This is a genomic window from Aeromonas sp. NJAU223, from assembly GCF_051125555.1.
Lineage (GTDB): Bacteria > Pseudomonadota > Gammaproteobacteria > Enterobacterales > Aeromonadaceae > Aeromonas > Aeromonas veronii_G.
Genome location: NZ_CP144204.1, coordinates 2903277 through 2925119, shown reverse-complemented (window position 1 = coordinate 2925119; position 21843 = coordinate 2903277). Strand labels below are relative to the sequence as shown.

General features: G+C 62.5%; 20 protein-coding genes. 15 read left to right on the top strand and 5 right to left on the bottom strand.

The window, feature by feature from the left end; genetic code table 11:
• The first annotated feature begins 1 nt into the window (after position 1).
• The 4 genes from VZC39_RS13250 (at position 2) to VZC39_RS13235 (ending at position 7396) form a co-directional block, all read left to right on the top strand.
• Positions 2-1708, top strand: a complete 1707-nt coding sequence (locus VZC39_RS13250; protein ID WP_434663104.1) for a Wzy polymerase domain-containing protein — start codon at positions 2-4, stop codon at positions 1706-1708.
• 140 nt (positions 1709-1848) lie between these two features.
• On the top strand, positions 1849-2298 hold the full coding sequence (locus tag VZC39_RS13245) for a hypothetical protein (protein WP_434663102.1): 450 nt from the start codon (positions 1849-1851) through the stop codon (positions 2296-2298).
• 227 nt (positions 2299-2525) lie between these two features.
• Positions 2526-3179, top strand: a complete 654-nt coding sequence (locus VZC39_RS13240) for a YceH family protein (protein WP_434663100.1) — start codon at positions 2526-2528, stop codon at positions 3177-3179.
• Between the two features lie 266 nt (positions 3180-3445).
• Positions 3446-7396, top strand: coding sequence for a DEAD/DEAH box helicase (locus VZC39_RS13235; protein WP_434663097.1), 3951 nt, complete (start codon positions 3446-3448; stop codon positions 7394-7396).
• 68 nt (positions 7397-7464) lie between these two features.
• Here the strand turns inward: VZC39_RS13235 and VZC39_RS13230 are convergent, their stop codons facing one another.
• The gene (locus tag VZC39_RS13230; RefSeq protein WP_349918522.1) at positions 7465-8358 is read right to left on the bottom strand and encodes a DNA replication terminus site-binding protein; all 894 of its coding nucleotides are present in this window, start codon (positions 8356-8358) and stop codon (positions 7465-7467) included.
• A gap of 517 nt (positions 8359-8875) precedes the next feature.
• Here VZC39_RS13230 and VZC39_RS13225 point away from each other — a divergent pair.
• From VZC39_RS13225 to VZC39_RS13195, 7 genes are all read left to right on the top strand, one after another.
• Positions 8876-9085 carry a DUF1127 domain-containing protein gene (locus VZC39_RS13225; RefSeq protein WP_349918520.1) on the top strand — a complete coding sequence of 70 codons (210 nt, stop codon included), beginning with the start codon at positions 8876-8878 and terminating at the stop codon, positions 9083-9085.
• Positions 9086-9357: 272 nt separating this feature from the next.
• Entirely contained in the window at positions 9358-10383 is a 1026-nt protein-coding gene (gene astE / locus VZC39_RS13220; RefSeq protein ID WP_434663095.1) for a succinylglutamate desuccinylase, read from the top strand.
• A gap of 271 nt (positions 10384-10654) precedes the next feature.
• The gene (gene pdhA, locus VZC39_RS13215; protein ID WP_349918517.1) at positions 10655-11752 is read left to right on the top strand and encodes a pyruvate dehydrogenase (acetyl-transferring) E1 component subunit alpha; all 1098 of its coding nucleotides are present in this window, start codon (positions 10655-10657) and stop codon (positions 11750-11752) included.
• A gap of 68 nt (positions 11753-11820) precedes the next feature.
• The gene (locus VZC39_RS13210) at positions 11821-12807 is read left to right on the top strand and encodes an alpha-ketoacid dehydrogenase subunit beta (protein WP_434663093.1); all 987 of its coding nucleotides are present in this window, start codon (positions 11821-11823) and stop codon (positions 12805-12807) included.
• Positions 12808-12901: 94 nt separating this feature from the next.
• Positions 12902-14002, top strand: a complete 1101-nt coding sequence (locus tag VZC39_RS13205; RefSeq protein ID WP_434663090.1) for a dihydrolipoamide acetyltransferase family protein — start codon at positions 12902-12904, stop codon at positions 14000-14002.
• Positions 14003-14207: 205 nt separating this feature from the next.
• A complete protein-coding gene (locus VZC39_RS13200; protein WP_005331438.1) occupies positions 14208-14417 on the top strand; it encodes a cold-shock protein in 210 nt (69 codons plus the stop codon).
• A 96-nt stretch (positions 14418-14513) separates the two neighbouring features.
• On the top strand, positions 14514-14813 hold the full coding sequence (locus VZC39_RS13195; RefSeq protein WP_434663082.1) for a hypothetical protein: 300 nt from the start codon (positions 14514-14516) through the stop codon (positions 14811-14813).
• On the opposite strand, the gene VZC39_RS13190 is transcribed toward VZC39_RS13195, so the two are convergent.
• A complete protein-coding gene (locus tag VZC39_RS13190) occupies positions 14800-15048 on the bottom strand; it encodes a TIGR02647 family protein (RefSeq protein WP_349918511.1) in 249 nt (82 codons plus the stop codon). The two genes, VZC39_RS13195 and VZC39_RS13190, sit on opposite strands and share 14 nt — an antisense overlap.
• Positions 15049-15289: 241 nt before the next feature.
• On the opposite strand from VZC39_RS13190, the gene VZC39_RS13185 reads away from it, so the two are divergent.
• Positions 15290-15841, top strand: coding sequence for a hypothetical protein (locus VZC39_RS13185; protein ID WP_434663079.1), 552 nt, complete (start codon positions 15290-15292; stop codon positions 15839-15841).
• A gap of 88 nt (positions 15842-15929) precedes the next feature.
• Entirely contained in the window at positions 15930-16322 is a 393-nt protein-coding gene (locus VZC39_RS13180; protein ID WP_349918508.1) for a DUF2750 domain-containing protein, read from the top strand.
• A gap of 101 nt (positions 16323-16423) precedes the next feature.
• Here VZC39_RS13180 and VZC39_RS13175 read toward each other — a convergent pair whose 3' ends face one another.
• A complete protein-coding gene (locus VZC39_RS13175) occupies positions 16424-18274 on the bottom strand; it encodes an extracellular solute-binding protein (RefSeq protein WP_434663077.1) in 1851 nt (616 codons plus the stop codon).
• A 109-nt stretch (positions 18275-18383) separates the two neighbouring features.
• Positions 18384-19277, bottom strand: a complete 894-nt coding sequence (locus tag VZC39_RS13170; RefSeq protein ID WP_349918505.1) for an EamA family transporter — start codon at positions 19275-19277, stop codon at positions 18384-18386.
• Between the two features lie 240 nt (positions 19278-19517).
• Between VZC39_RS13170 and VZC39_RS13165 the strand changes: the two genes are divergently transcribed.
• Positions 19518-19706, top strand: a complete 189-nt coding sequence (locus VZC39_RS13165; protein WP_434663075.1) for a hypothetical protein — start codon at positions 19518-19520, stop codon at positions 19704-19706.
• Here VZC39_RS13165 and VZC39_RS13160 read toward each other — a convergent pair.
• The gene (locus VZC39_RS13160) at positions 19703-20896 is read right to left on the bottom strand and encodes an HD-GYP domain-containing protein (protein ID WP_434663073.1); all 1194 of its coding nucleotides are present in this window, start codon (positions 20894-20896) and stop codon (positions 19703-19705) included. The genes VZC39_RS13165 and VZC39_RS13160 overlap by 4 nt on opposite strands.
• A gap of 187 nt (positions 20897-21083) precedes the next feature.
• Between VZC39_RS13160 and rsuA the strand changes: the two genes are divergently transcribed.
• On the top strand, positions 21084-21776 hold the full coding sequence (gene rsuA / locus VZC39_RS13155; RefSeq protein ID WP_349918502.1) for a 16S rRNA pseudouridine(516) synthase RsuA: 693 nt from the start codon (positions 21084-21086) through the stop codon (positions 21774-21776).
• Positions 21777-21843 lie beyond the last annotated feature (67 nt).

Sequence of the window (21843 nt, the reverse complement as noted above, 5' to 3'; positions counted from 1 at the left end):
GATGACAACGACGGCAAAGTCTTTTGGCGTAGTGAGCGGACTCTACTGGCTGCTCGGCATGCATTTCTTTATGCACAATCCGGGGGGCTCCGGGCTCTATCTGCCGTTCAATGCCTGGGGCTGGATCTTTGCGAGCCTGGTCATTGGGCTCGGCCTCTGGCAGGTGACCTTGCGCCAGCAGTTGGTCGTCTCTTCGCTGCAGATTGGACTCTGGCTGGGGGGCATGCTGCTGCTGCTGCCCATGGCCTATCCGGGTTTTGAGCAAAAAGACTACGCCATTCCCCGTTTGCTCGGGCTCTTTGCCGGCCTGCTGTTTCTGAGTTGTCTCTACCAGTGGAAATGGGAGAAATCGGCGCGGGATAAACTGCTTTATCTGTTGTTGGTGGCGGTGGCCATTGAAGGTGTTGTCGGTCTGGTGCAGTTCTATCTGCTGACACCGGGCAACTGGTTAGGATACGACACACGTGCCAACCGACCCTACGGCATCTTCCAGCAACCCAATGTGATGGCGAGCTTCATGGCGACCGGTCTGTCGCTGGCAGTTTGGCTCGAGATGAAGGGGAGTACTCACCCCTGGCTCAGGGGGCTGCGTTATGGGGTGATCCTCGCGGCGTCAGTGCTGCTGGTCGTGCTGCAATCCCGGGTCGGCCAATTGGGGGGCTTGCTGGCCTTGTTGTTGCTGGTGCCGCAACTGCGACGTCAACGGCAGCTGGGGCGCATCCTCACCCTGATCGGACTGGGTATTGCCCTGGGGTTTCTCTCCCAATACGCCATGGCGGGGGCCAAGCGGGGGCTGGATATCTACCAATCCGGCGGCATGCGCTCCATCTACTGGCCCTATGCCGCCAAGTTGATTGCAGAGTCCCCCTGGACGGGTTGGGGCTACGGCAGCTTCGAGCCGGTGTTCCTCGAGCATTACATGGCTGACAAGGCCCTCAACCCAGCCATGGTGCAGATTGAGTACAACCTCGACCACCCCCACAACGAATTTCTCTACTGGGCAGTGGAGGGGGGGATTGCCCCCATGCTTGGCATGCTGCTGATGGGGGGGACCTTGCTGTGGCGGCTGAGTCGGGCGGGCTGGGTCAGAGGCGCTGCGCTGCTGGCTCTGGTGACCCCCATCTTGCTGCACAGCCAGACCGAATACCCCTTCTATCATGCCATCGCCCTCTGGTGGGCCCTGTTGCTGCTCATCTATGTGGTGGATGCGGAAGTGGGGGAGGGGGGGGCGGCCAGCTGGCGGGAATATATTTATCGTCCCTGGCTGCTGCTGCGCTTCATGGCCATGGCCATTCCCCTGGTGGTGGTGCCCTTCATGCTGACTGCCATTCACACCGCCTGGGTGGTGACCAAGTATGAGCGCGGCGGTTACAAGGAGCCGACCCTGCTGCTGGACGTCATCAATCCCATGGCCTGGTTGACCCGAGTGGAGTTCGACGTCAACGCGGTGCGGCTGATGGTGGGCCTGCAGACACACAACAAGGCGGAGCTGGAGGCCTACCTCGAGTGGGGACATGCCTTCGTGCGCCATACCCCGCGGGCCAATATCTACGCCAACATGGTGATCGCCCTCAATGCGCTGGGGCGAACGGAAGACGCCAACCAGCTGCGGACCCGGGCTCTGCTGCTCTATCCGGGTGAGCCCTTGCTCACCGGCAAGGGGGCCGCCTCGGTGGCGGCGACCCTGGAGCGTAAGCCCTCCTCCTGATGACGTTCAGGCTCTCGTCACTATCTGTGGTGCGGGCAAGCCTGCAGTCAGCTTGGTTCCGGTAGTCTGATGATTCGATGGCAGGGCCCTCCTGCCACCGGCCCGGCATCCCCGCCGGGCCCCTCATCGGAGCCTACATCGTGAAGAAAGTGGAATTCATCGCCGCCAGTCTGCTCATTCTCAGCTCATCCGCCATGGCCGGTACCAGCGCCCAGGTCGAATACGGCACGGTGCAGGAGAGTCATCTCATCACTCAGACCACCCCGCCTGCTCATCAGGGGGCCAGACCCCTTCGCACCATAGGCGCGGCGGCGCTCGGTGCGGCCGTTGGCAACCAGTTCGGCGGCGGCTCGGGTCAGACCATCATGACAGCCACGGGGGCGATTGCTGGCGCTGAGGTGTCTCGTCGTCGCCAGAGTGCGCAGAATTCACCACAGGCGGCGCAATCGGTGGAGCTGCAGATCAAGACCGACGGCGGCAAGGTGCTCAGCGTAGTGCAGGCGAGCGATCCCAAGCTCAGCTTTGCCAAGGGGGACAGGGTGCGGATCCTGACCTCGGGTGCAGACACCCGGGTCGACAAGTCGCTCTGAATGGCGATGCGTCGACTGGGGGCTGACTCGGTGACCGCTTGGCCAGAACAGGGTGAGGTTCTCCCTGAACTACCCCTGAACGGGCGTTGAATGACGCCGTGTGCGGTCCATTCCTGCGCGATGTTTCACCAACTGTTTTCCCCGGTCGCAAAATTGTGGTTCAGGGCTGGACGAGGTGCGCGCCTTGGTTAAGATGAGTCTCTTAACGTGTGGCAAGGGAGGTTGAAATGGAGTTAGTACTAGGCCCGCTGGAGGCCCGGGTGATCGGCTGTCTGATAGAGAAAGAGATCTGCACGCCGGATCAGTATCCCCTCTCCCTCAATGCACTGGTCAACGCCTGCAACCAGAAGAGTAATCGTGAACCCGTGCTGGATCTCGCCGAGCTGGATATTCGCGCCGTGATCGACGAGCTGATCCGTCGCCGTCTGGTGGTCAATACCGCCGGCTTCAACGCACGGGTACCGCGCTATCAGCATCGCTTCTGCAACACCGAGTTTGGTGAGCTCAAGTTCACGGCGCAAGAGCTCGGCATCCTCTGCGAGTTGTTGCTGCGGGGCCCGCAGACGCCGGGCGAACTGCGTTCACGCACCAACCGTCTGTGCAGTTTCGACGATGTGACCGAAGTCGATGCCGTACTGGTCGGCCTCGCCGAGCGGGGCCCCTATGTGGTCAAGCTGCCCCGGGAACCGGGCAAGCGGGAGTCTCGTTACGCCCACCTGTTCAGCGGCGAGATCGATCTGCAGGCACTGGCACAGGCGGCTCCCGCCAGCACTTACGCCTCTCCCGCCGGCGATCGCCTGAGCCAGCTCGAGGAGGAGGTCGAGAGCCTCAAAGAGCGTCTGGCGGCCCTGGAGTCCAGGCTGGCGCAGCTGGAGGGATGAAGCCCGAGATGGTTCATCAGAAGGCGCCTCGGCGCCTTTTTGATTGCACCGGGTTGCCCGTTGGCGAGATTAATTCATCGTCGCCAACGTCCGCCATCTGACTCCCTTCATGCTAATTTTCCTCCTCTTTTTGTCGATCCCTGTCCTATTCCCCCCGCCGTTTTTTATGAAGCTGGCCGTTTTTTTTGTACTAATTCGCGCTTAAGGGTCGAGCCGCCGCCCCTTTCTCGGTAAAATTCCGCCTTTGCACCAGCCCACGAGTCCTGATGTCAGCCTTCACCCTCTCTTCGGATTGCTATGCCCTGCTCAGCGAGCTGCAACTGCAGCGCGCCGCCAGCCCCCGCTATCTGCTCGACGCCTTGCAAGATGCAAGGCCTGGCCCCCAGTCCCCCGGACTGCTGGCCGAGCGGTTGGCACAGCTGCAGGAGCAGGGCTTGGTGCGTCTGCGGGGAGAGCAGCAGTGGAGCCTGACGGCGGAGGGGACGCTGGCCCTGATCCTGGGAGTGCGTGGCGGCCATTGTCCCATGCCGGAGTGGTCACGGGTGCCCTCCGTCACCGGGCAGGAGATGGCGCAAGCCCTGGTGCGCGAACTCTGTCTGGGGGAGGCGGGCCAGATCCCCGCCTATTACCAGAGTGCCGAGTTGCTGAGTCTGTTGGACTTGCCCGATGCCCATCGCCTGTTGCCCGGGGCGAGCCCCGCCTGGCAGCAGCTCCTGCTGGAACACTTCGCCCTGCAAACCCTGCTGGATGCTGAGCCCGCGTCAGGCTGGCCGCTGGCTGAGATTGCCGCGGCCTGCGCCGCCCCCCTGTCCGGACGGGTACAGATGCTGGCTGCCGAGTGGCAGTGGCTCTGCGGTTCGCCAGAGGGGGAGGCCAGGGGCGGGGTGACCACTCACTGGCCGGCACTGCAGCAGTTGGCGGAGCATCCCGATGAGCATCCTCTGGGGGAGCGCCTGCTCGGGGCCCTGGCGCAGTGGAAGGCCGAACGGCAGGACGAGGGGGATCTCAGCGGCTGGCCCCCCATGTTCAGCACCCTGCTCTGGCTGGGCTGGTTGCAGCAGGCCGATCCCGTGCTGGCCAGCGAGCAGCGCAAGCAGTGGCAGCGCAGCCTGGGTCAGGGGGGGGCTCGCAGTGGCTTCCCGTTGCTCGGAGATCTGCTGGGGCAGTGGGCCGGTGATCGTCACGGTCAGGCGGTCGGTCTGTTCGATACCCTGCAACTGCCCCTTGAAGAGCTGCACTGGGGCTATCTCTGGCTCGATCTCTGTGCCCTCGCGCGCCATGGGGAGCAGAGCCCCCAGGTGGCCATTCTGCACAAGTGGGATCTCTCCCACCTGCTGGAGGCCGAGCCCCATCACCGGCTGATGGCGTTTTGCCAGGATCTGCTGCGCAGCTTGCTGGGGCAGGGGGCGCAGCGTCCTCCCCTCAATCAGTTGCCGGTCAGCACCGATGGTGAGGGCGACGATGAGCCGGAAGATGACAAGGCTCCCGCCTCCGCCAGCTGGCTGAACTGGCTGCAGGGGTTGGGGCGCTCCAGTGGCGTGCGCAAGGCGCAGGAGCGGCTGGTTTGGCTGCTTCACGCCGAGGGGCCCGAACTGGAGTGCAAGATCCAGAAGCAGAGCACCAAGGGGGAGTGGACCGCCGGTCGACGGGTGGATCCCGCCCTTCTCTCCACCCAGTATGCGGCCCTGCTGGACGAGGCCGACTGGGCGCTGGTGCGCACCCTGCCGCGCTCAATGAGCAAGTTGCCGCGAGAGGCCTGGGCGCCCCTTGCCGACCATCCCCGCCTGTTCAACGCCAAGGGCCAGAAGCTGCAACTGGCCATCAGCGCCCCCTTGCTGCAGATCGTGCCGGATGACGGGCAGAGCGATCCGGAAGCTTTGGCGCAGACGGCCCAGCCTTCGACTCCAGAGTCCCGGATGCCGGGCATGCGGGCGTTGCTAAACCCCCGGGCCGCGGCCCGGGGGGCGCATATCGTGCCGCTGGCGCAGGATTTATGGCAGCTTATTCTGACGCCGCAAGCATTGGTAGACAGATTGCCTGCCTTGACCACCATTCCCCCCCTGCCCGAGGCGGGGTTGGCCGAGTTGCAACGCACCCTGGACGCCATCCCGGATCTCCCCTGGCACAGCCAGGTGGCGGGCCTGCAGGGCAATGCCGAGATCGCCCCCTGGCCGGGTGTGGCCTCGGTACAGCTGGATTGGCAAGATGGCCAGCTGGTGGTCCAGCTGGTGACCCGGGAGGGGGACTTGCCCCCTCTGCCCCTTGGCAAGGGGGAGGCCATCGTCCGGCAGGGGATGAAGGCGTATCACTACTGGCAACGGGATCTGGGGGCGGAGAAGGAGGCGGCTCAGCGGCTGCGCAGCCAACTGCCCATCGGGTTGCCGGGCAACGAGTGGAAGCTGGAGGGTGAGCAGGCACTGACCCTGGTCAACGCCCTGCCGGAGCTGGTGGACGCCGGCGTGGCCATTCACTGGCACCAGGACAGCGCCCGCCTCAAGAGTCTGGACGAGGCGGCCTTGAGCCTTCGCATCGAGCGGCGCCAGGACTGGTTCCAGGTGGAAGGGGCCCTGGCGCTGGACGAGCATCAGATCCTCGACTTGCGCCTCATCCTGCGTCAGCTCACCCCGGGCCAGCGCACCGTCCAGCTCGATGACAAGACCAGCCTGATGCTGACCGACAAGCTGGTGGATCGCCTGACCATGCTGGGGGCCATGCTCGACACCGAACAGCGCATCAACAACAAGCTGGCCTATCCTCTGGCCCGCCTGTTGTCCGCGGTGACCACGGCGGGGGACGAGGCCTGGCAGTCCCTCCAGCAGGAGTGGCAGCAGGAGGTGGCGTGTCCGCCCGAGTTGCTGACGGCGCTGCGGGATTACCAGAAGGAGGGGGTACGCTGGATGGCGACCCTGGCCCACCACGGCTTCGGCGCCTGCCTCGCGGACGACATGGGCCTTGGCAAGACTCTGCAGGCGCTTATCCTGCTGCGCATGCGCCAGCATCTGGGACCGGCTCTGGTGGTGGTGCCCAAGTCAGTGGTCACCAACTGGCAGGAGGAGGTGGCGCGGTTCGCTCCCGAACTGGAGGTGGTGGTCTTCGAGAACCCGGCCGAGCGGGAGGCACTGATCCAGGAGGCCAGGCCGGGTCAGATCGTGCTGGTCAACTACGGCATGCTCGGCAGCCTCGCCCAGGCTCTCAAGTCCCGTCACTGGTCGAGCATGGTGCTGGATGAGGCGCAGCAGATCAAAAATGCCGGCACCCAGCGTGCCAAGCTGCTGTTCCAGCTCGACGGCGATTTTCGTCTGGCGCTCTCCGGCACCCCCATCGAGAACCACCTCGGTGAGCTGTGGAGTCTGTTTGCCTTCATCAACCCGGGGCTGCTCGGCAGCCTCAGCGAGTTCAAGCGTCGCTTTGGCAAGGCGGTCAAAGATCCCCGCCATATGTCGTTGCTGCGGGCGGTGATCAGCCCCTTCATCCTGCGCCGCCTCAAGCAGCAGGTGCTGACCGAGTTGCCGGACAAGACGGAGATCATCCATCACATCAGCCTCTCCCCGGAGGAGCGCCAACTCTACGAGGCGACGAGACGGGAGGTGGTGCAGCAGGTGCAAAGTGCCGATGGCCGCGCCCTGATGCACGTGCTGAGCGGCCTGACCCGGCTGCGCCGACTCTGCTGTTCCCCCCAGCTGGTGATGCCGGAGTGGTCACAGACCAGCAGCAAGCTGGACGAGGCCATGGGGCTCCTGGAGGAGGCCATCGACGGGGGCCACCGGGTGCTGGTGTTCAGCCAGTTCGTGGATCTGCTGAGCCTGTTGCGGGCACGCATCGAGCAGCGCCAGTGGGACTACTGCTATCTGGATGGTGGCTGCTCCGCCAAATCCCGTCAGGAGTCCATCCTGCGTTTTCGTCACGAACCGGTGCCCCTGTTCCTCATCAGCCTCAAGGCGGGGGGCACGGGGCTTAACCTGACCCAGGCCGATACCGTGCTGCACCTGGATCCCTGGTGGAATCCGGCGGTGGAAGATCAGGCGAGCGATCGGGCACACCGCATGGGGCAGACCCAGCCGGTGACCGTCTATCGCCTGGTGTGCGAGCAGACGGTAGAGGAGAAGATTGTGGCCCTGCACGATGAGAAACGGGCGCTGGCGGATGGCCTCTTGAGTGGTCAGTCCGAGGTGAAGGGGCTGGATGTGGAGAGCCTGCGCGCCCTGCTGATGAGCTGATTGCCCGGGCGGGCGAAAGTGACGAGGGGAGCATCCGGTGATGCTCCCCTCGTCGTTTGGGCTCCTGCCTACCCCTGATAGCGGTAGAGGTGCAGCCGCTCTATGATGGCCTCGCCGCCTATCTTGCGATCCCGCCTGGCCTGACGCAACTTGGGGGGATAGTGGCCGAGGTGAGTGACGCTGGGGGGCGTGTCCGAGCAGAGCAAGAGCGGCAGGCTCGCCTTGAGCTGCTGCTTGCGCGGCTCCCTGTCCTGCCACAGCAGGTTGATCATGGGGTGGGTCTTGACCGGCCGCCGGATCCGCAGCGCTACGTCCGCCGGCAGGCGGCGAATGTCATACACCTCCTGATCCACCATCTTGCTCCACTCCTCGTTGTCCGACAGGGCCGGCACATAGCGGCGGCTGCGCTCCAGCATCTCCAGCACCTGCTCCCGGGTCAGGCGGCTGATGCTCTGTTTGTCCGCCCAGGTGAAGCCGAGGGAATGCAGCTCCCCCTGGAGCAGGGTCAGCTTGCGATAGACCTGCAGGGTGATGACCCCGGGCAGCGCCTGATGCACCAGCTCGAACTTCTCATCCCGTCCCCCCGCCTGTTGCACCAGTGCCTTGAAGGCGAGCTTGTGGCCGTTGATCGCCTCAATCAGGGGGCCGAGCTCCCCGGCGCAGGCGGCGGGAAAGCGCAGCCAGCCCGGCAGGCGCAGGGTCGCCTTGGTGGAGCAACCGGGGCGGGCACAGTGATCCTGATAGGCGGCCTGGGTGACGGCCAGTGCCTCCTCACCCGTTAGATAGCCCACCTCTATGGTGTCGATGGGATCGTGCTCCTCCCCCAGGGGCACGGCGGGGAGGGGATAGACATGGGCCTCCAGCAGGGGTAACTGGCCGAGCCGATTGGCGAGGTGCGCCAGGGCGGCTTCCAGGGTCTCCATCTGCTGGCGCAAGGCGGCGGTCGGGGTAAAGGCGTCCATCGACATATCCTGTGGTGAGCGCCTGCCGGCTGAGTGACGGGCGGCGGCGCTGGGGCAAACTACTGTATAAATAACCATATCAGCATGAAGGCGGGGCGCCAAGTCCCCATCGCAATCTGCCAGCAGGGGCGGGAGGGGCAGTGCCATTTGAGCGTTGGTTGTTTGTATCTGACTGTTAAATAAGGATCAATGAAAGATCGCATGATTAACAATTGGCTGTGAACCCGCGGTTATCGGCATGCTTGCCGGTGAGATGCCATGCATAGCTACTGCGAGAAACTGCATAGTTAGAGGCGGAAGAGGCAGGAGAAAATGCTGTGGGGGCGCCCATTGGCGTATGAAAATATCATTTCCATTTAAAATCAACTGGTTACACGTGACTCTCCTGTGATGTTGATCATTAGTTTTCCTAATCTCTTGTATCAAAATTCGTCAATTGAGACGCCTCTGCTCCCTGACTAAGCTCTGCGCAACAAATTTGAACCCAGTGTCGCACTTTATTCAGAGGAGCCATCCCATGGCCAACATGACTTATACCGAAGCCGGTTACCAGCATTCCAGCCAGACCAATCTGGTGGCTCGCGTGAAAACGACCGTCCTGACCTGGCTTGAGCGCAGCCGCAGCCGCCGTCAGCTCTCCGAGTTGCCCGCCTACCTGCTCAAAGACATCGGCCTGAACGAAGCCGACCGTTATCAAGAGACCACCAAGCCGTTCTGGCGTGGCTGAATGACCGGGCATGGATGCCTCGTTTCTCTGCTGATTGTCATCCGCCATCTCGCCTCTGAGAGCGGCATGACCTGATCCCCTGTTCTCCCCGTCCTCCCGCAGTGTCCCGTTTTTCTCCCTCTGTGCCTCATCGCTCTCCCCCGTTAGCCACTGTTGCATTTGTATCCTTACTGTTTGAATTTGTTTAAAAATTGGTTCTAAGGCTCCGGCTCTTGCGTATAATCCGCCTTGTCTGACATCGACAAGTGTGAACCGACAAGAGGGTGAGATGGATGATTCCCCAGCATGACTTTTTGGCCCTGACCCGCCGCCACGAGTGGCAGCTCGACCCCTTCGCCTATACGCTGCCAAACGGCGACAAGGTGAGCGTGTGGGACACGGGAGTGCTCTGCCTGGAGCCCGCCAGCGGCGCGGGTGATGAGCCGGGTGGACGCAAGGACATCGTCCTCTCCTGCGGCATCCACGGTAACGAGACCGCCCCCATCGAGATCTGCAACCAGCTGCTGTCGCGCTTGCTGAGTGGGGAGTTGCAAACCCGTCACCGGGTGCTCTTCCTGTTTGGCAACCCGGCCGCCATGAATCTGGGACTGCGGGAGGTGGAGGAGAACATGAACCGCCTCTTCTCCGGCGCCCACAGCAAGGGGGAGGGGCTCTGCAACCGGGAGCGGATCCGCGCCATGCGCCTCGAGCAGTATGTGAGCCGCTTCTTCGAAGACCCGGCCCGGCCGCGCTATCACTACGATCTGCACACCGCCATTCGCGGTTCGCGCCACGAGAAGTTTGCGGTCTATCCCTTCCCTCACGAGCGGCCCCACTGCAAGGAGCAGGTGCAGTTCCTCGGTGCCTGCGGGGTGCGCACCATACTGCTCTCCGGCGGGCCGACCACCACCTTCAGCTATTACAGCTCCCATCGCCACGGCGCCCACGCCTTCACGGTGGAGCTCGGCAAGGTGCGCCCCTTTGGCGAGAACGACATGACCCGCTTCATCGAAGCCCGTCAGGCGCTGCAGGAGCTGGTGACCCGGGACGAGATGGTGCTGGAGCCCTGGCGCGCCGATGACTTCACCCTGTTCGCCATCGATCGGGTGATTAACAAGCGCTCCGAGCAGTTCCGCTTCCTGTTTGCCAGCGACGTGGACAATTTCACCGAGTTTCCCCAGGGATTTGTGCTGGCGGAGGACGGTGATCAGCAGTACAGGGTAGAGAAACCGCGGGAGGCGGTGGTTTTTCCCAACGCCAACGTGGCCATCGGCCAGCGCACCATGCTGCTGGTGGTGCCGACCCGGTTGTGGGAGTGATCTGAGCCCGTTGCTGCCCACCGAAGTGGCGTCCCAGGCGGCTGCGGGGGCAACACATCCGATGGGCGTGATCCCAAATTCACCCTGACAGGGAGCCCGAACGGGCTCCCTTCTTCCTTTCTGCTCGCCGAAAATCTCTTCTTCTTTCTGAAATTAAAGAAGTTTCTACTGGTCTAACCTGACGAAATCCCATTGCCACAAAGTTAACATGTTGTTTACATTTTGAGGGTCACCTCATGGTGGTGACGCTGACAACGGCAAGGAGCCAGTTATGACCCATGTCGACATCCCCTTCCTTCGTTACCTCGATGAGGAGGGGCGCCCGGTCGCGACACTGCCGACCTGGCTGGACAAGGCGACACTGCACACCTTCTACCGCAACATGGTGATGGTGCGCAGCTATGACAAGAAAGCGATCGCGCTGCAACGAACCGGCAAACTCGGCACCTTTCCCTCCCACCTGGGGGCGGAAGCGGTGGGGATCGGGGTCGGGCTCGCCATGCAGCCAGAGGATGTCTACGTACCCTATTACCGGGACATGCCGACCCTCTATGTGAGAGGCGTGCCCATGGAGCAAAACCTGCAATATTGGGGCGGGGATGAGCGGGGTAGTGTTTTCTATAAGCCTGATGGCGAATTATCGGAAGATTTGCCTATCTGTGTGCCCATCGCCACCCAGATCACCCACGCCGCCGGCATCGCCGCGGCCTTCAAACTGCGCAATCAGCCCAGGGTCGCCGTGGTCACCATCGGCGATGGGGGCACCTCCAAGGGGGACTTCCTCGAGGGGCTCAACTGCGCCGGTGTCTGGCACCTGCCCATGGTGATGATCATCAACAACAACCAGTGGGCCATCTCGGTGCCCCGCAAGCTGCAGACCAGCGCCCCGACCCTGGCCCAGAAGGGCATAGGGGCCGGGGTGCGCAGCCTGCAGGTTGATGGCAACGACGTGGTGGCCGTCTATGAGGCAACCCGCGCCGCCATGGAGCGGGCCCGCAGCGGCAAGGGGCCGACCCTGATCGAGGCGGTCAGCTACCGGCTCGGGGATCACACCACCGCCGACGACGCCACCCGCTATCGGGAATCCGCCGAGGTGGAAGCCGCCTGGGCCAAGGAGCCGGTCAAGCGGCTGCGCCAGTTCATGGCGGAGCAGGGCTGGTGGGATGAGGAGCAGGAGCAGGCTTTGCTGGCGGATGCCGCCCGCGAGGTCGAACGCGCCGTCGCCGCCTACGAGGGCATGGCACCCCAGGCGCCGGAAACCCTGCTCGATTACCAGTTTGCCGAGCTGCCGCGGGACTATCGCAGCCAGCGTCAGCGCATCATCGCCAAGGGGATGCAGTTGCAGGGCGGGGAGACACATCATGAGTGAAATGACGCTGCTCGAAGAAGTCCGCCTGACATTGCATCACGAGATGACTCTGGGCTTGGGGAGGCTGCATGAGTGAAATAACGTTGCTCGAAGCCATCAATCTGGCGCTGCATCACGAGATGGAGCGCGACCCGGATGTGGTGGTGCTCGGTGAGGATGTGGGGGTCAACGGCGGGGTGTTCCGTGCCACCGTGGGCCTTAGGGACAAGTTCGGTTTCAAGCGGGTGATCGATACCCCGCTCGCCGAAGGATTGATCGCCGGGGTGGCGGTCGGCATGGCCACCCAGGGGCTCAAGCCCGTGGCGGAATTCCAGTTCCAGGGCTTCATCTTCCCCGGTATGGAACAGATCATCTGTCAGGCGGCGCGCATGCGCAATCGCACCCGCGGGCGGCTCTCCTGCCCCCTGGTCTACCGCTCCCCCTATGGCGCAGGCATCCACTCGCCGGAACACCACAGCGAGAGCGTGGAGGCGCTGTTCGCCCATATTCCCGGTCTGCGGGTGGTGATCCCGTCGAGCCCCAAGCGGGCATATGGTCTGCTGCTCTCCGCCATCCGCGACCCGGATCCCGTGATGTTCTTCGAGCCGGATCGCATCTACCGCTCCATGAAGTCCGACGTGGTGGATGATGGTGTCGGCCTGCCGCTCGATGTCTGCTTTACCCTGAGATCGGGACGGGATCTCACCATCGTCGCCTGGGGCGCCTGCATTCAGGAGGTGATGCGAGCCGCCGCCCAACTGGCAGAGCGGGATATCCAGTGCGAGGTGCTGGACTTGGCCACCATCAAGCCGCTCGATATGGAGAGCATCCTCAGCTCGGTGCGCAAGACCGGCCGCCTGCTGGTGGTGCACGAGGCCTGCGGCAGCTTCGGGGTAGGCGCCGAGATAGTGGCGCGGGTCACCGAGGAGGCGCTGACCTCCCTCAAGGCACCGCCCAAGCGCCTCACCGGGGTGGACGCCGCCGTGCCCTACTATCGCAACGAGGAGTATTACCTCATCACCGAGCAGGACATCGCGGATGCGGCTCATCAGCTGATGGAGAAAAACTGGCTATGACCTTGTTCATGACATGGGGTGTGAGACTCAACACAAGCGACAGGCATGGAATTTTTCAACGTGCGGTGATTTCCCAGCGGATGGAGAACGGGTCATGAAATTTTTCAAATTACCGGATCTGGGCGAAGGGCTGGCCGAGGCCGAGATAGTGGAATGGAAGGTGAGCGCCGGCGATACGGTGCAGGTGGATCAGGTGCTGCTGTCGGTGGAGACCGCCAAGGCGCTGGTGGACGTACCCTCGCCGGTGGCCGGGGTCATCGCCCGGCTCTGTGGTCAGGAGGGAGATATCCTCCATATCGGTGCCCCTCTGGTGGAGTTTGAAGGGGGTGAGGATGACGGTACCGTCGTGGGCAAGGTCAGCGCCCATCAGCAGCACATCGAGGATCACTTCGTGGTGGGCGCCATAGCCCCCGGCGGCAGCCTGGTGCAGGCCATGCCCGCGGTGCGGTTGCTGGCGCAAAAGCTCGGTCTCGACATCGACAAAATACAGGGCAGCGGCAGTGCCGGCATGGTGACCGAGCAGGACGTGCAATCGGCGTTCGAGGTGATGCAGGGCAGTGGCAACGAGTTCCTCAAGGGATCGCGCCGGGCCATGGCCAAGGCGATGGAGCTCTCCCACAAGACGGTGGTGCCGGTGAGCCTCACCGACGAGGTGGATCTGCGTCACTGGCGTGCCGATGAAGATGTGACTGTGCGCCTCATCAAGGCCATCGGGGTGGCGTGCCGCGCCGAACCCTCCATGAACGCCTGGTTCGATGGGGATACCCTGTCGAGACGGCTGTTCAACGAGGTCAATGTGGCCATCGCGGTGGACTCCAGACACGGCCTCTATGTGCCCGTGATGGAAAACGTGGCCGAGCGGGAGCGGGCGGACATCCGTCAGGGGCTGGATCGGATGATCGCCGACGTGAAGGCCCGCGCCGTGCCGCGGGAGATGCTGCAGGGGGCGACCATCACCCTCACCAACTTCGGCGCCATCGCGGGCCGCTATGCCAGCCCCATCGTGACGCCCCCCCAGGTGGCCATCATCGGGGCGGGCAAGTTGTTCGAGAAGGTGGTGTTCATCAACGGGGAGGCGAGACCGGTACGGGCGCTGCCCTTGTCGATGACTTTTGACCATCGCGCCTGCACCGGCGGCGAGGCTGCACGCTTCCTCAAAGCCCTGGTTCAGGCACTGGAATCTGTTGATGTGTAAGCCTTTGTACCCTGCCGTTGGCAGGGTACAAATTTGTTTGCGTAATCGACAAAGGGACGTATAATCTCAGGCAGCTTGAAAAGGCGATTGTTATGTCAATGAATACGATGTTTTGCATCTTTTCCTGTTGTTCATAAGTAAATCCCGTTTTTGAGCTTTACCCGCTGAAAAGCATAAGTAATTATTTTGAATACAGGTTAAAGATATGTCTAACATGATCACCGGTACCGTTAAGTTTTTCAACGAAACCAAAGGTTTTGGCTTCATCCAGCAAGAAAACGGCCCGGACGTTTTCGTTCACTTCAGCGCCATCAGCGGTAACGGCTTCCGTACCCTGGCTGAAGGTCAGCGCGTACAGTTCTCTGTGACCCAAGGTCAGAAAGGCCCGCAGGCTGAGAACGTAACTGCTCTGTAATTCTTACAGAATTTAAGAAAGCCGCGCTGCCTCTGGTAGCGCGGCTTTTTGTTTATGGCATATTCTTGAACCCATGTCTGAACCGTACCAATCATCATGATCCCATCCCTGCTGCTGAGTGCCACCCTGCTTGTTGCGACACCCGCGCCCAACCCTGTGGTGAATGAGGCCGCTTCCGTGTGTCAGCAGTTTGTGCAGGTACGTCTGGGGAAAACGGCCCGGCCCGAGGAGGTCAAGGTGCAGCCCGTGGCCAAACGGGTGGGGGAATGGCTGGTGGACGGCAAAGTAAAAGGACCCGAAGGTCCTTTGCTGTTTGCCTGTCTGTTGAAGCACCAGGGAAGTTGGGAGTTGCTCAACTTCTCGCTCTGGGCCCCGCAGGAGCTCAATTCGGCTTGAGTGCTACCAGCAGATGCTGGAGATGCTCGAGCATGGTCATGCCGAAGGGGGTCAGGTAACCGCCATCGACGGCACTGATCAGGCCTTGACTGTGCAGGCGCTCCGCCGCTAGGCTCAGCGCCGGGGAGAGATCGCTGCGCAGCTTGATCCCCTGGCTCATGTTGGCCGGATCAAAGCAGGCCAGTATTTTCAGCTCATTCACAAAATCCTCGGAAACCTGTTCGATCCCACTCATGGATGCACTCCTTAACGCTAAAGATGTATGCAAACTAGCATTCCCGGTTTCACTTTAGTGGGCGCTGGCTCAAAGTATTGGGCTTTATGAGGACGGCGGCGGTGCGAGCGCTGCTTTTTTGGCCTGGGGCCGACCGTGGATGTAGGTCTGTGCCCGTCAACGTGCCCATGAAACATGGTAGACTCATCCCTCTTCTGTTTTCTGGCCCGGATGATCCGGCCTTTTGCCCAAGGCGCCTCTCATGATCACAGTCACTCTGGTTTCTCTGCTGCACAGGCTCGGCCCCCGTTTTCCCCACTATTCTCCTGCGTTGCTGCTGCCGCTGGTCGAGCGCCATCAGGGGGATCTCTGGCTGCCTGCCATCAAGGGGACAGAGGTGACGGCTCTGGCGCAACAAGGCGAGGGGGCCCAGCAGCTGGCCTCCCTCGCCTCGGGTTGGTGCGATTTTGCAAGCGACAATGGCGGGGAGACCCCAGAGCTCGATGCGCTGGCGAGTTATGACGAGGAGATGCTGGACAACCTGCTGATGTACTGGAGCCATCCGGCCAAGATCAACAGCCCGATCACCGATAACCTGTTCGAGCTGCGCCGCGAAGTGGTGGACGAGGCCCATGGTACCAAGCTGGCCGCCGCCTGGGAGCAGCAGCAGCAGGCACGCCTCGAGCAACTCATGCAAGGGGCCAGGGCCGGGCGGGATCAGCTCTGCTTCGTGGAAGTGGAGTCCGCCTACTGGCTGCGCCAACGCCTGAGTGAACTCCCCGAGCTCACCCTCGTCACCCCGGCCCTGGGGTGAGGCTTTGTGGCGACACTGCATGCCCGGCTGGACAAGCCGACGGCAAGATGTGAACATGTCGCCCTTTATTGAATGAGAGACTTGACCGATGAGCTATGAACTTAGCGACACCGAGCGCAATGCCGCGCTGCAACTGAACGCCGATTACCGCTTCGATCACTTCATCAGCAAGCTGGTCGAGCACGAAGAGCTGTTTGTCCTGACCGACGAGCACGGCGTCATGATGTTGACCACCGATGATGAAGACTGTATCCCGGTCTGGCCGCATCCTGAATACGCCAAGGCCTGGGCCGAGGGGGAGTGGGCCGAGTGCAAGCCGCAGTCCATCACCCTCAAGGTGTGGCTGGAGCGCTGGATCGACGGCATGGCGGAAGATGAGCTGTGCGTTGCCGTGTTCCCGACCCCGGAGCAGGAAGGCATCGTACTGGAGCCGGCCGACGTGGCTGACGCCATCGCCGAGAAGCAGGCCAAGCGCGGCTAAGCGCTTCGCCTCTGCCAAGACAAGACCCCGCCTGAGTGCGGGGTCTTTGTTTATGGCAAGGAGGGGGAGGCTATCCCGGCGCCACCGTCATCAGATGCGCCTCACGGCTGCTGATAGCGGGTATCCACCACCGTCACGGGGGGGAAGCGCTGACCACTCTTGATGGCTGCCCGAGTCTCTTGCTTGATCTTGTCGTCTATCCAGAACAGGCCGCCGTAGCTGTAACCCGAGCTGGCACCATCCAGCGGCCAGTAGAGCAGATCGCTCTGGGGGGTGGCCGGTATCTTGGGCAGCTTCACCCAGCGCCAGGCGCCGGCCCGGGTATAGGGCACCTGATAGGCGGGGACGAAGCTGGCGAGATCGAACAGTCGCTGCTGGATCTGGCGTGACAGCTCGGCCTTTCTCGTGAAGTCGAACGCCTTGTCGTACTGCTCCACCAAGGCGGAGATGGCATCGTCGTCGATGTTCATGATGTTGTTGGTCTGGGGCTTGTTGGCGTTCACCTTGTGGAAGAACTCCCAGTAGGCGGGGTAGCGGCTACCGGCCCAGGCCATCCAGGCGCTCTGGTGTTTCTTCTCCAGCATGGACTTGAAGCCGGCGGAGGCATCCATCAGGTTCAGCTCCAGATTGAGCCCTGCCTTCTTCGCCTCCTCCCGCAGCAGGGTCAGCCGCTGGGCATGTTCCGCCGTGGTGTAGGTGATGGTGAGGGAGAGGGGCTGCCCCTTGTCGTTTTGCAGCACGCCGTCCGGTCCGGCCTTGCTGAAACCGGCCTTGGCGAAGTACTCGCGGGCGAGTTTGGGATCGAAGGGGCGCGCCTTGATCTCGGTGTTGGTGAAGGCCCCCTGGCCGGAGCCATAGGTATTGAGACGCTGATAATCCCCCCGCAGCAGGGTCGCTATCATCTTGTCGATGGCCAGCGCATGCTGGATGCCGATCCGCACGTCGGGATTGCGCAGCAAGGGGTCGGCGGTGTTGAGGTAGAGGCCCATGGGGGACTGGGGCGTCTGGGTGTAGAACCAGAGTTTGTCGATATAGCCCTTCTCGAACTCCGCCGTCTTGCTCTTGTCGTGCCACCAGTTCGGCATGACGAGCCCGAAGCTGTCCAGATCCCCGCGCAGGAAGTGCTGCCAGGCGATGTTCTGATCCCGCAGCACCTTGACCTCGATCCTGTCCGGGTTGAAGCGGTGCTGGAAGTAGCGCTCGTCGTTGCCCCACCAATCCTTGACCCTCTCGAACGTCACGGATTTGCCCTTCTTGGCCTCGCCGATCCGGTAGGCGCCGGTGACCGGCAGCAGCTTCCAGTTGTACTCCTTGACCCAGTTGGCGGTGAGCTTGATGGCGTGGCTCGGCTCGGGGGAGAAGGGGAGGGAGTCCAGCAGATCCTCCCGGCTCTTCTCGGTGCCGCTGGTGATGGAGAAGGTGTGGTCGTCATACTTGGTCACATCCACTATCTGGGTCGAGTAGTAGTTGTTGTACCAGGGATCGTTGATCTCCTTGCTGCGCATCATCTTCAGGGTAAACAGCCAGTCGTCCGTGGTGACCGGCTCGCCGTCCGACCAGCGTGCCTTGGGGTTGATGCGAAAATAGAGGGTCTTGTGATCGGCCCCGAACGCCCACTGGTTCGCCAGCATGGGCATGGGCTTGCCGGTGATGGGGTGGGTGGCGAGCAGGGGCAGGGTGCCCTCCCGGATGTAGGCCGCGAAGCCGCCGTTGGAGTCCGGCCCGTATTTGCGCAGGGTGAGGGGGAAGCTCAGCATGAAGTCGTGAAAGGTGCCCCCGCGCTGGGCGGCGGGATCGGCGTAGACCGGGTCTGTGTCGTTGCTCTCCCACACGAGATCTGCCGGCAGGGCTGCACTCCAGACGAATGTGCTAAAAAATAGCGGCGCAGCAAAGGCAGTGATCAGTCGAATGCGTGAGGGGAGTGAAATGGTCGGTGACGAAGGGTGCAGCATGTCCTTGCTCTCCTGATGATGGGCGTCCTGCCGGCAGCAAACGATAACAGGCCCCTCGGGGCCTGCTTCAATATGGAAAGTTTTCCCGTGCGGGTCAATGGGTTATCGCTCAGCGTTCGGATTGCGCCTTGAACAGCCGCAGGCGCCCTCCCAGCAGGTGTACCACGAAGCCGAGCAGCACCAGGGCCGACCCCAGCCACTGCAGCGTGTTGGGGTGTTCATCCAGCAAGAGGGCGGCGGTCACCATGCCGACACAGGGCACCAGCAGGGAGAGGGGCGCCACCTGGGCGACCGGGTAGCGCATCAGCAGCCGTCCCCAGAGGCCGTAACCGAGCCAGGTGGCGACAAACGACAGATAGATGACGCACAAGAGCCCCTGCCAGCTGAAGTGCAGCAGGCTGTCCGCGATGCGCTCCGGTCCTTCGAACAGCCAGGAGAGGGCGAGGAAGGGCAGGATGGGCACCAGGCCGCCCCAGGCGATGAGGCTCGGCAGCGTGGTCTGGTAGCGCAGGCCTATCTGGCGATTGATGACGTTGCCAAGGCCCCAGCAGGCGGCGGCGCACAGGGTGAGCGCGAAGCCGAGCAGGGTGAGATTGCCTTCGCCGTTGGCGGCGATGAGGTAGAGACCGCCCCCGGCCAGGGGCAAGGCCACCCAATGGTGGGCCTGCCAGCGCTCCCCCAGCCAGAGCATGGCGAACAGCAGGGTGAACAGCACCTGGGATTGCAGCACCAGGGAAGCCATGCCCGCGGGCATGCCGAACTTCATGGCGCTGAACAGGAAGGCGAACTGCCCCAGGCTGATGGCGCCGCCGTAGGCGAGCAACCAGCGCCAGGGCATGGCGGGTCTGGGCACCAGCAAGATGGCGGGGAAGACCACGCCGATGAAGCGCAGGGCACCCAGCAGCAGGGGCGGTATTCCCTCCAGCCCCCACTTGATCACCACGAAGTTGAGGCCCCAGCAGAGAATGACCAGGGCGGCCAGACACTTGTCCTTGGCTTGCATATACATCCTTGTTTGGCATGACTGAGAAGAGAAGGCGCCGGGTGAACCGGCGCACGGGCAGAAGCTCGAGCATAACCGCTAAGGGGTGATCCGCGTCAACCCGTGAGATGAAAGGGACGGCAATCTCTTGCCAACGGATGAGGGTGAGGCTCTGGGCGGTGTCACTCGGCCAAGACCTGGGGCGGGACTAGACTCTGGAGGAGGGCCCGGCATCCCGGGCCCCTTGGCTGGAGATACCCCATGAGCGATCACTCCCTGCTGCCCCATGGTGAAGACTTGCGCCGCGCGATACGCTGGCTGGGTGAACATCATCAGCACGATCTGCGGGCCATCGAGGAGGTGAGCCTGCGTTTTGATCTCTCCCCCCTGGATGAGGAGTTTCTTATCCGCCATTGCCGCGAACAGGCCAACGCGGCGCCGGACCGCTAGATGAAGCGGGCGAGGTGGATGTCAAACTCCTTGGGATCCACCGTGCACTCAATGCTCTCCTGACTCCCGCTTCTGGCCAGGTCCAGCCACTGCACCTCGAGGTAGTGGCGCTGGGTGGCGTGATAGATCACCTTGACCACGGGTTTGAGCGGCTCCTGGGCATTGCGCTGCATGACGATGGCGAGCCGCTGGTTGGAGAGGCGCACCAGGGTGCCGACCGGATAGACTCCCATGCACTTGATGAATCGATTGACCAGCTCCCGATCGAAGTGGTGATCCGCTCCCTTGAGCAGGATCCGGAACGCCTGGGTGGGGGACATGCCCTGCTTGTAGACCCTGTCGGCGGTCACCGCATCATAGACATCGACGATGCCGCTCATGCGGGTGTAGAGGGAGAGCTGGCTGCCCTTCAGGTGGCGTGGGTAGCCGCTGCCGTCGAGCCGCTCGTGGTGATTGGCGGCCACCTCCAGCATGGTGGGGGTGATGCCGGCGGTGGCCATCAGGATGTCGTGGCTGTGCACCACGTGCTGGCGCATGATGACAAACTCCTCCTCGGTCAGCTTGCCCGGTTTGTTGAGCAGCGCGTCCGGGGTCATGATCTTGCCCACGTCATGGAGCAGGCCCCCCAGGGTCAGCTCCTTGAGCACGCTGCGATCCAGCTCGAGATGGCGGCCGAAGTTGGCGAGCAAGATGGCCACGTTCATGGAGTGCTCCATCAGATAGGCATCCTTGGCCCGGATCCGGGCGAGGCAGAGCATGGCATCCCCGTGGCTGAACATGGTGTCCACCATCTCTTCGGCGACGGCGGCCAGCGGGGTGATGTCGATGGGCTCTCCCGCCTTGAGCTGGCGAATAAACTTGCCTTGCAGCTCGCGAGCCTCCTGATAGAGGCGGCGGATCTTGAGCGTACGCCCCTCACCGTTGGCAGAGTTGCCCGGAGGCTGGGGGGCGACGGCAGGAATGGGCTCGGGGGCGAGGAGGGTGTCGATGCCAGCCAGCTTGCTGCGGGCGAGATCCACCCGTACCGTGGTGACGCCGCGCTGAACGAGGGAGGCAATCTGCTTGCGATCGGTGACCAGTCCCATCTGGGCTATTTCCATGGTACCGGTCTGGCTGGTGATGGCGATGACATACATGCCGGGTTGCAACTGGCTGACGGGGATGACGGGATGAGGCGTGTGCGACTTCATACGACTTCCTGCGATTCTTATTATGCGTAACGTGGGCCCTCTGCGGGCAGTCTAACACCGGCCATCGATGGCGTCATGATCGCCGAGTGGCCTTGCGTCACACCGTTTATCCTCGGCCATAGTGCTGGCGTTGCCTGACATGGCCGATATAATGACGCCCCTTTCATCATGGACTCCGAGGTTGTGCATGCGGCTCGATAAATTTATTTGCGATTGCTCCGATTTGACCCGCTCCCAGGCGGGCAAGCTGATCCGCCAGGGGGAGGTGATGGTCGATGGCATTCAGGTCAAGCAGCCGGCCTTTCATATCAACGAGCAGAGCCAAATCGAGTTCGACGGCGTCATGCTGACCCTCAATCAACAGAACCGCTACTTCATGCTGCACAAGCCGGAGGGCTATGTCTGCTCCAATGAAGACCCGGATCATCCCACCGTCTTCTTCCTGATGGACGAGCCCTCCATGGGCAAGCTGCACGTGGTGGGGCGGCTGGATCTCGATACCACGGGACTGGTGCTGGTCACCGATGATGGCCAATGGTCCCACCGCATCACCTCGCCACGACACGAATGCGCCAAGACCTACCACGTCTGGCTGGCGGATCCGGTGAACGAGGATGCCATCTCCCTGTTTGCCGATGGGGTGTATCTTCGCAACGAGAACGACAAGACCAAGCCGGCCCAGCTCGAGCTGCTCGGCGAGTGCGAGGCGCGCCTGACCATTCACGAGGGCAAGTATCACCAGGTGAAGCGGATGTTTGCCTCCATCGGCAACAAGGTGGTGGGGCTTCATCGGGAGCGGATCGGTGGCCTGACGCTGGATGCCGACCTGGCCGAAGGGGAGTACCGCGAACTGACCGCCGAGGAGATAGCCCAGTTCTAGTTGCCTGAGTAGCAAGGGTTGGCCTCAGCGCCATGACATTGCCCCGTTTCACGAGGCGGTGATGAGG

Excerpts from the sequence above, each read along its gene's own strand:
- VZC39_RS13175 (WP_434663077.1), bottom strand. The coding sequence starts at position 18,274 with ATGCTGCACCCTTCGTCACCGACCATTTCACTCCCCTCACGCATTCGA.
- VZC39_RS13225 (WP_349918520.1), top strand. The coding sequence starts at position 8,876 with ATGGCCAACATGACTTATACCGAAGCCGGTTACCAGCATTCCAGCCAG.
- VZC39_RS13190 (WP_349918511.1), bottom strand. The coding sequence starts at position 15,048 with ATGAGTGGGATCGAACAGGTTTCCGAGGATTTTGTGAATGAGCTGAAA.
- VZC39_RS13160 (WP_434663073.1), bottom strand. The coding sequence starts at position 20,896 with ATGAAGTCGCACACGCCTCATCCCGTCATCCCCGTCAGCCAGTTGCAA.
- VZC39_RS13230 (WP_349918522.1), bottom strand. The coding sequence starts at position 8,358 with ATGGACGCCTTTACCCCGACCGCCGCCTTGCGCCAGCAGATGGAGACC.
- VZC39_RS13205 (WP_434663090.1), top strand. The coding sequence starts at position 12,902 with ATGAAATTTTTCAAATTACCGGATCTGGGCGAAGGGCTGGCCGAGGCC.
- VZC39_RS13195 (WP_434663082.1), top strand. The coding sequence starts at position 14,514 with ATGATCCCATCCCTGCTGCTGAGTGCCACCCTGCTTGTTGCGACACCC.
- VZC39_RS13165 (WP_434663075.1), top strand. The coding sequence starts at position 19,518 with ATGAGCGATCACTCCCTGCTGCCCCATGGTGAAGACTTGCGCCGCGCG.
- VZC39_RS13200 (WP_005331438.1), top strand. The coding sequence starts at position 14,208 with ATGTCTAACATGATCACCGGTACCGTTAAGTTTTTCAACGAAACCAAA.
- astE (WP_434663095.1), top strand. The coding sequence starts at position 9,358 with ATGATTCCCCAGCATGACTTTTTGGCCCTGACCCGCCGCCACGAGTGG.
- VZC39_RS13250 (WP_434663104.1), top strand. The coding sequence starts at position 2 with ATGACAACGACGGCAAAGTCTTTTGGCGTAGTGAGCGGACTCTACTGG.
- rsuA (WP_349918502.1), top strand. The coding sequence starts at position 21,084 with ATGCGGCTCGATAAATTTATTTGCGATTGCTCCGATTTGACCCGCTCC.
- VZC39_RS13210 (WP_434663093.1), top strand. The coding sequence starts at position 11,821 with ATGAGTGAAATAACGTTGCTCGAAGCCATCAATCTGGCGCTGCATCAC.
- pdhA (WP_349918517.1), top strand. The coding sequence starts at position 10,655 with ATGACCCATGTCGACATCCCCTTCCTTCGTTACCTCGATGAGGAGGGG.
- VZC39_RS13240 (WP_434663100.1), top strand. The coding sequence starts at position 2,526 with ATGGAGTTAGTACTAGGCCCGCTGGAGGCCCGGGTGATCGGCTGTCTG.
- VZC39_RS13235 (WP_434663097.1), top strand. The coding sequence starts at position 3,446 with ATGTCAGCCTTCACCCTCTCTTCGGATTGCTATGCCCTGCTCAGCGAG.
- VZC39_RS13185 (WP_434663079.1), top strand. The coding sequence starts at position 15,290 with ATGATCACAGTCACTCTGGTTTCTCTGCTGCACAGGCTCGGCCCCCGT.
- VZC39_RS13170 (WP_349918505.1), bottom strand. The coding sequence starts at position 19,277 with ATGCAAGCCAAGGACAAGTGTCTGGCCGCCCTGGTCATTCTCTGCTGG.
- VZC39_RS13180 (WP_349918508.1), top strand. The coding sequence starts at position 15,930 with ATGAGCTATGAACTTAGCGACACCGAGCGCAATGCCGCGCTGCAACTG.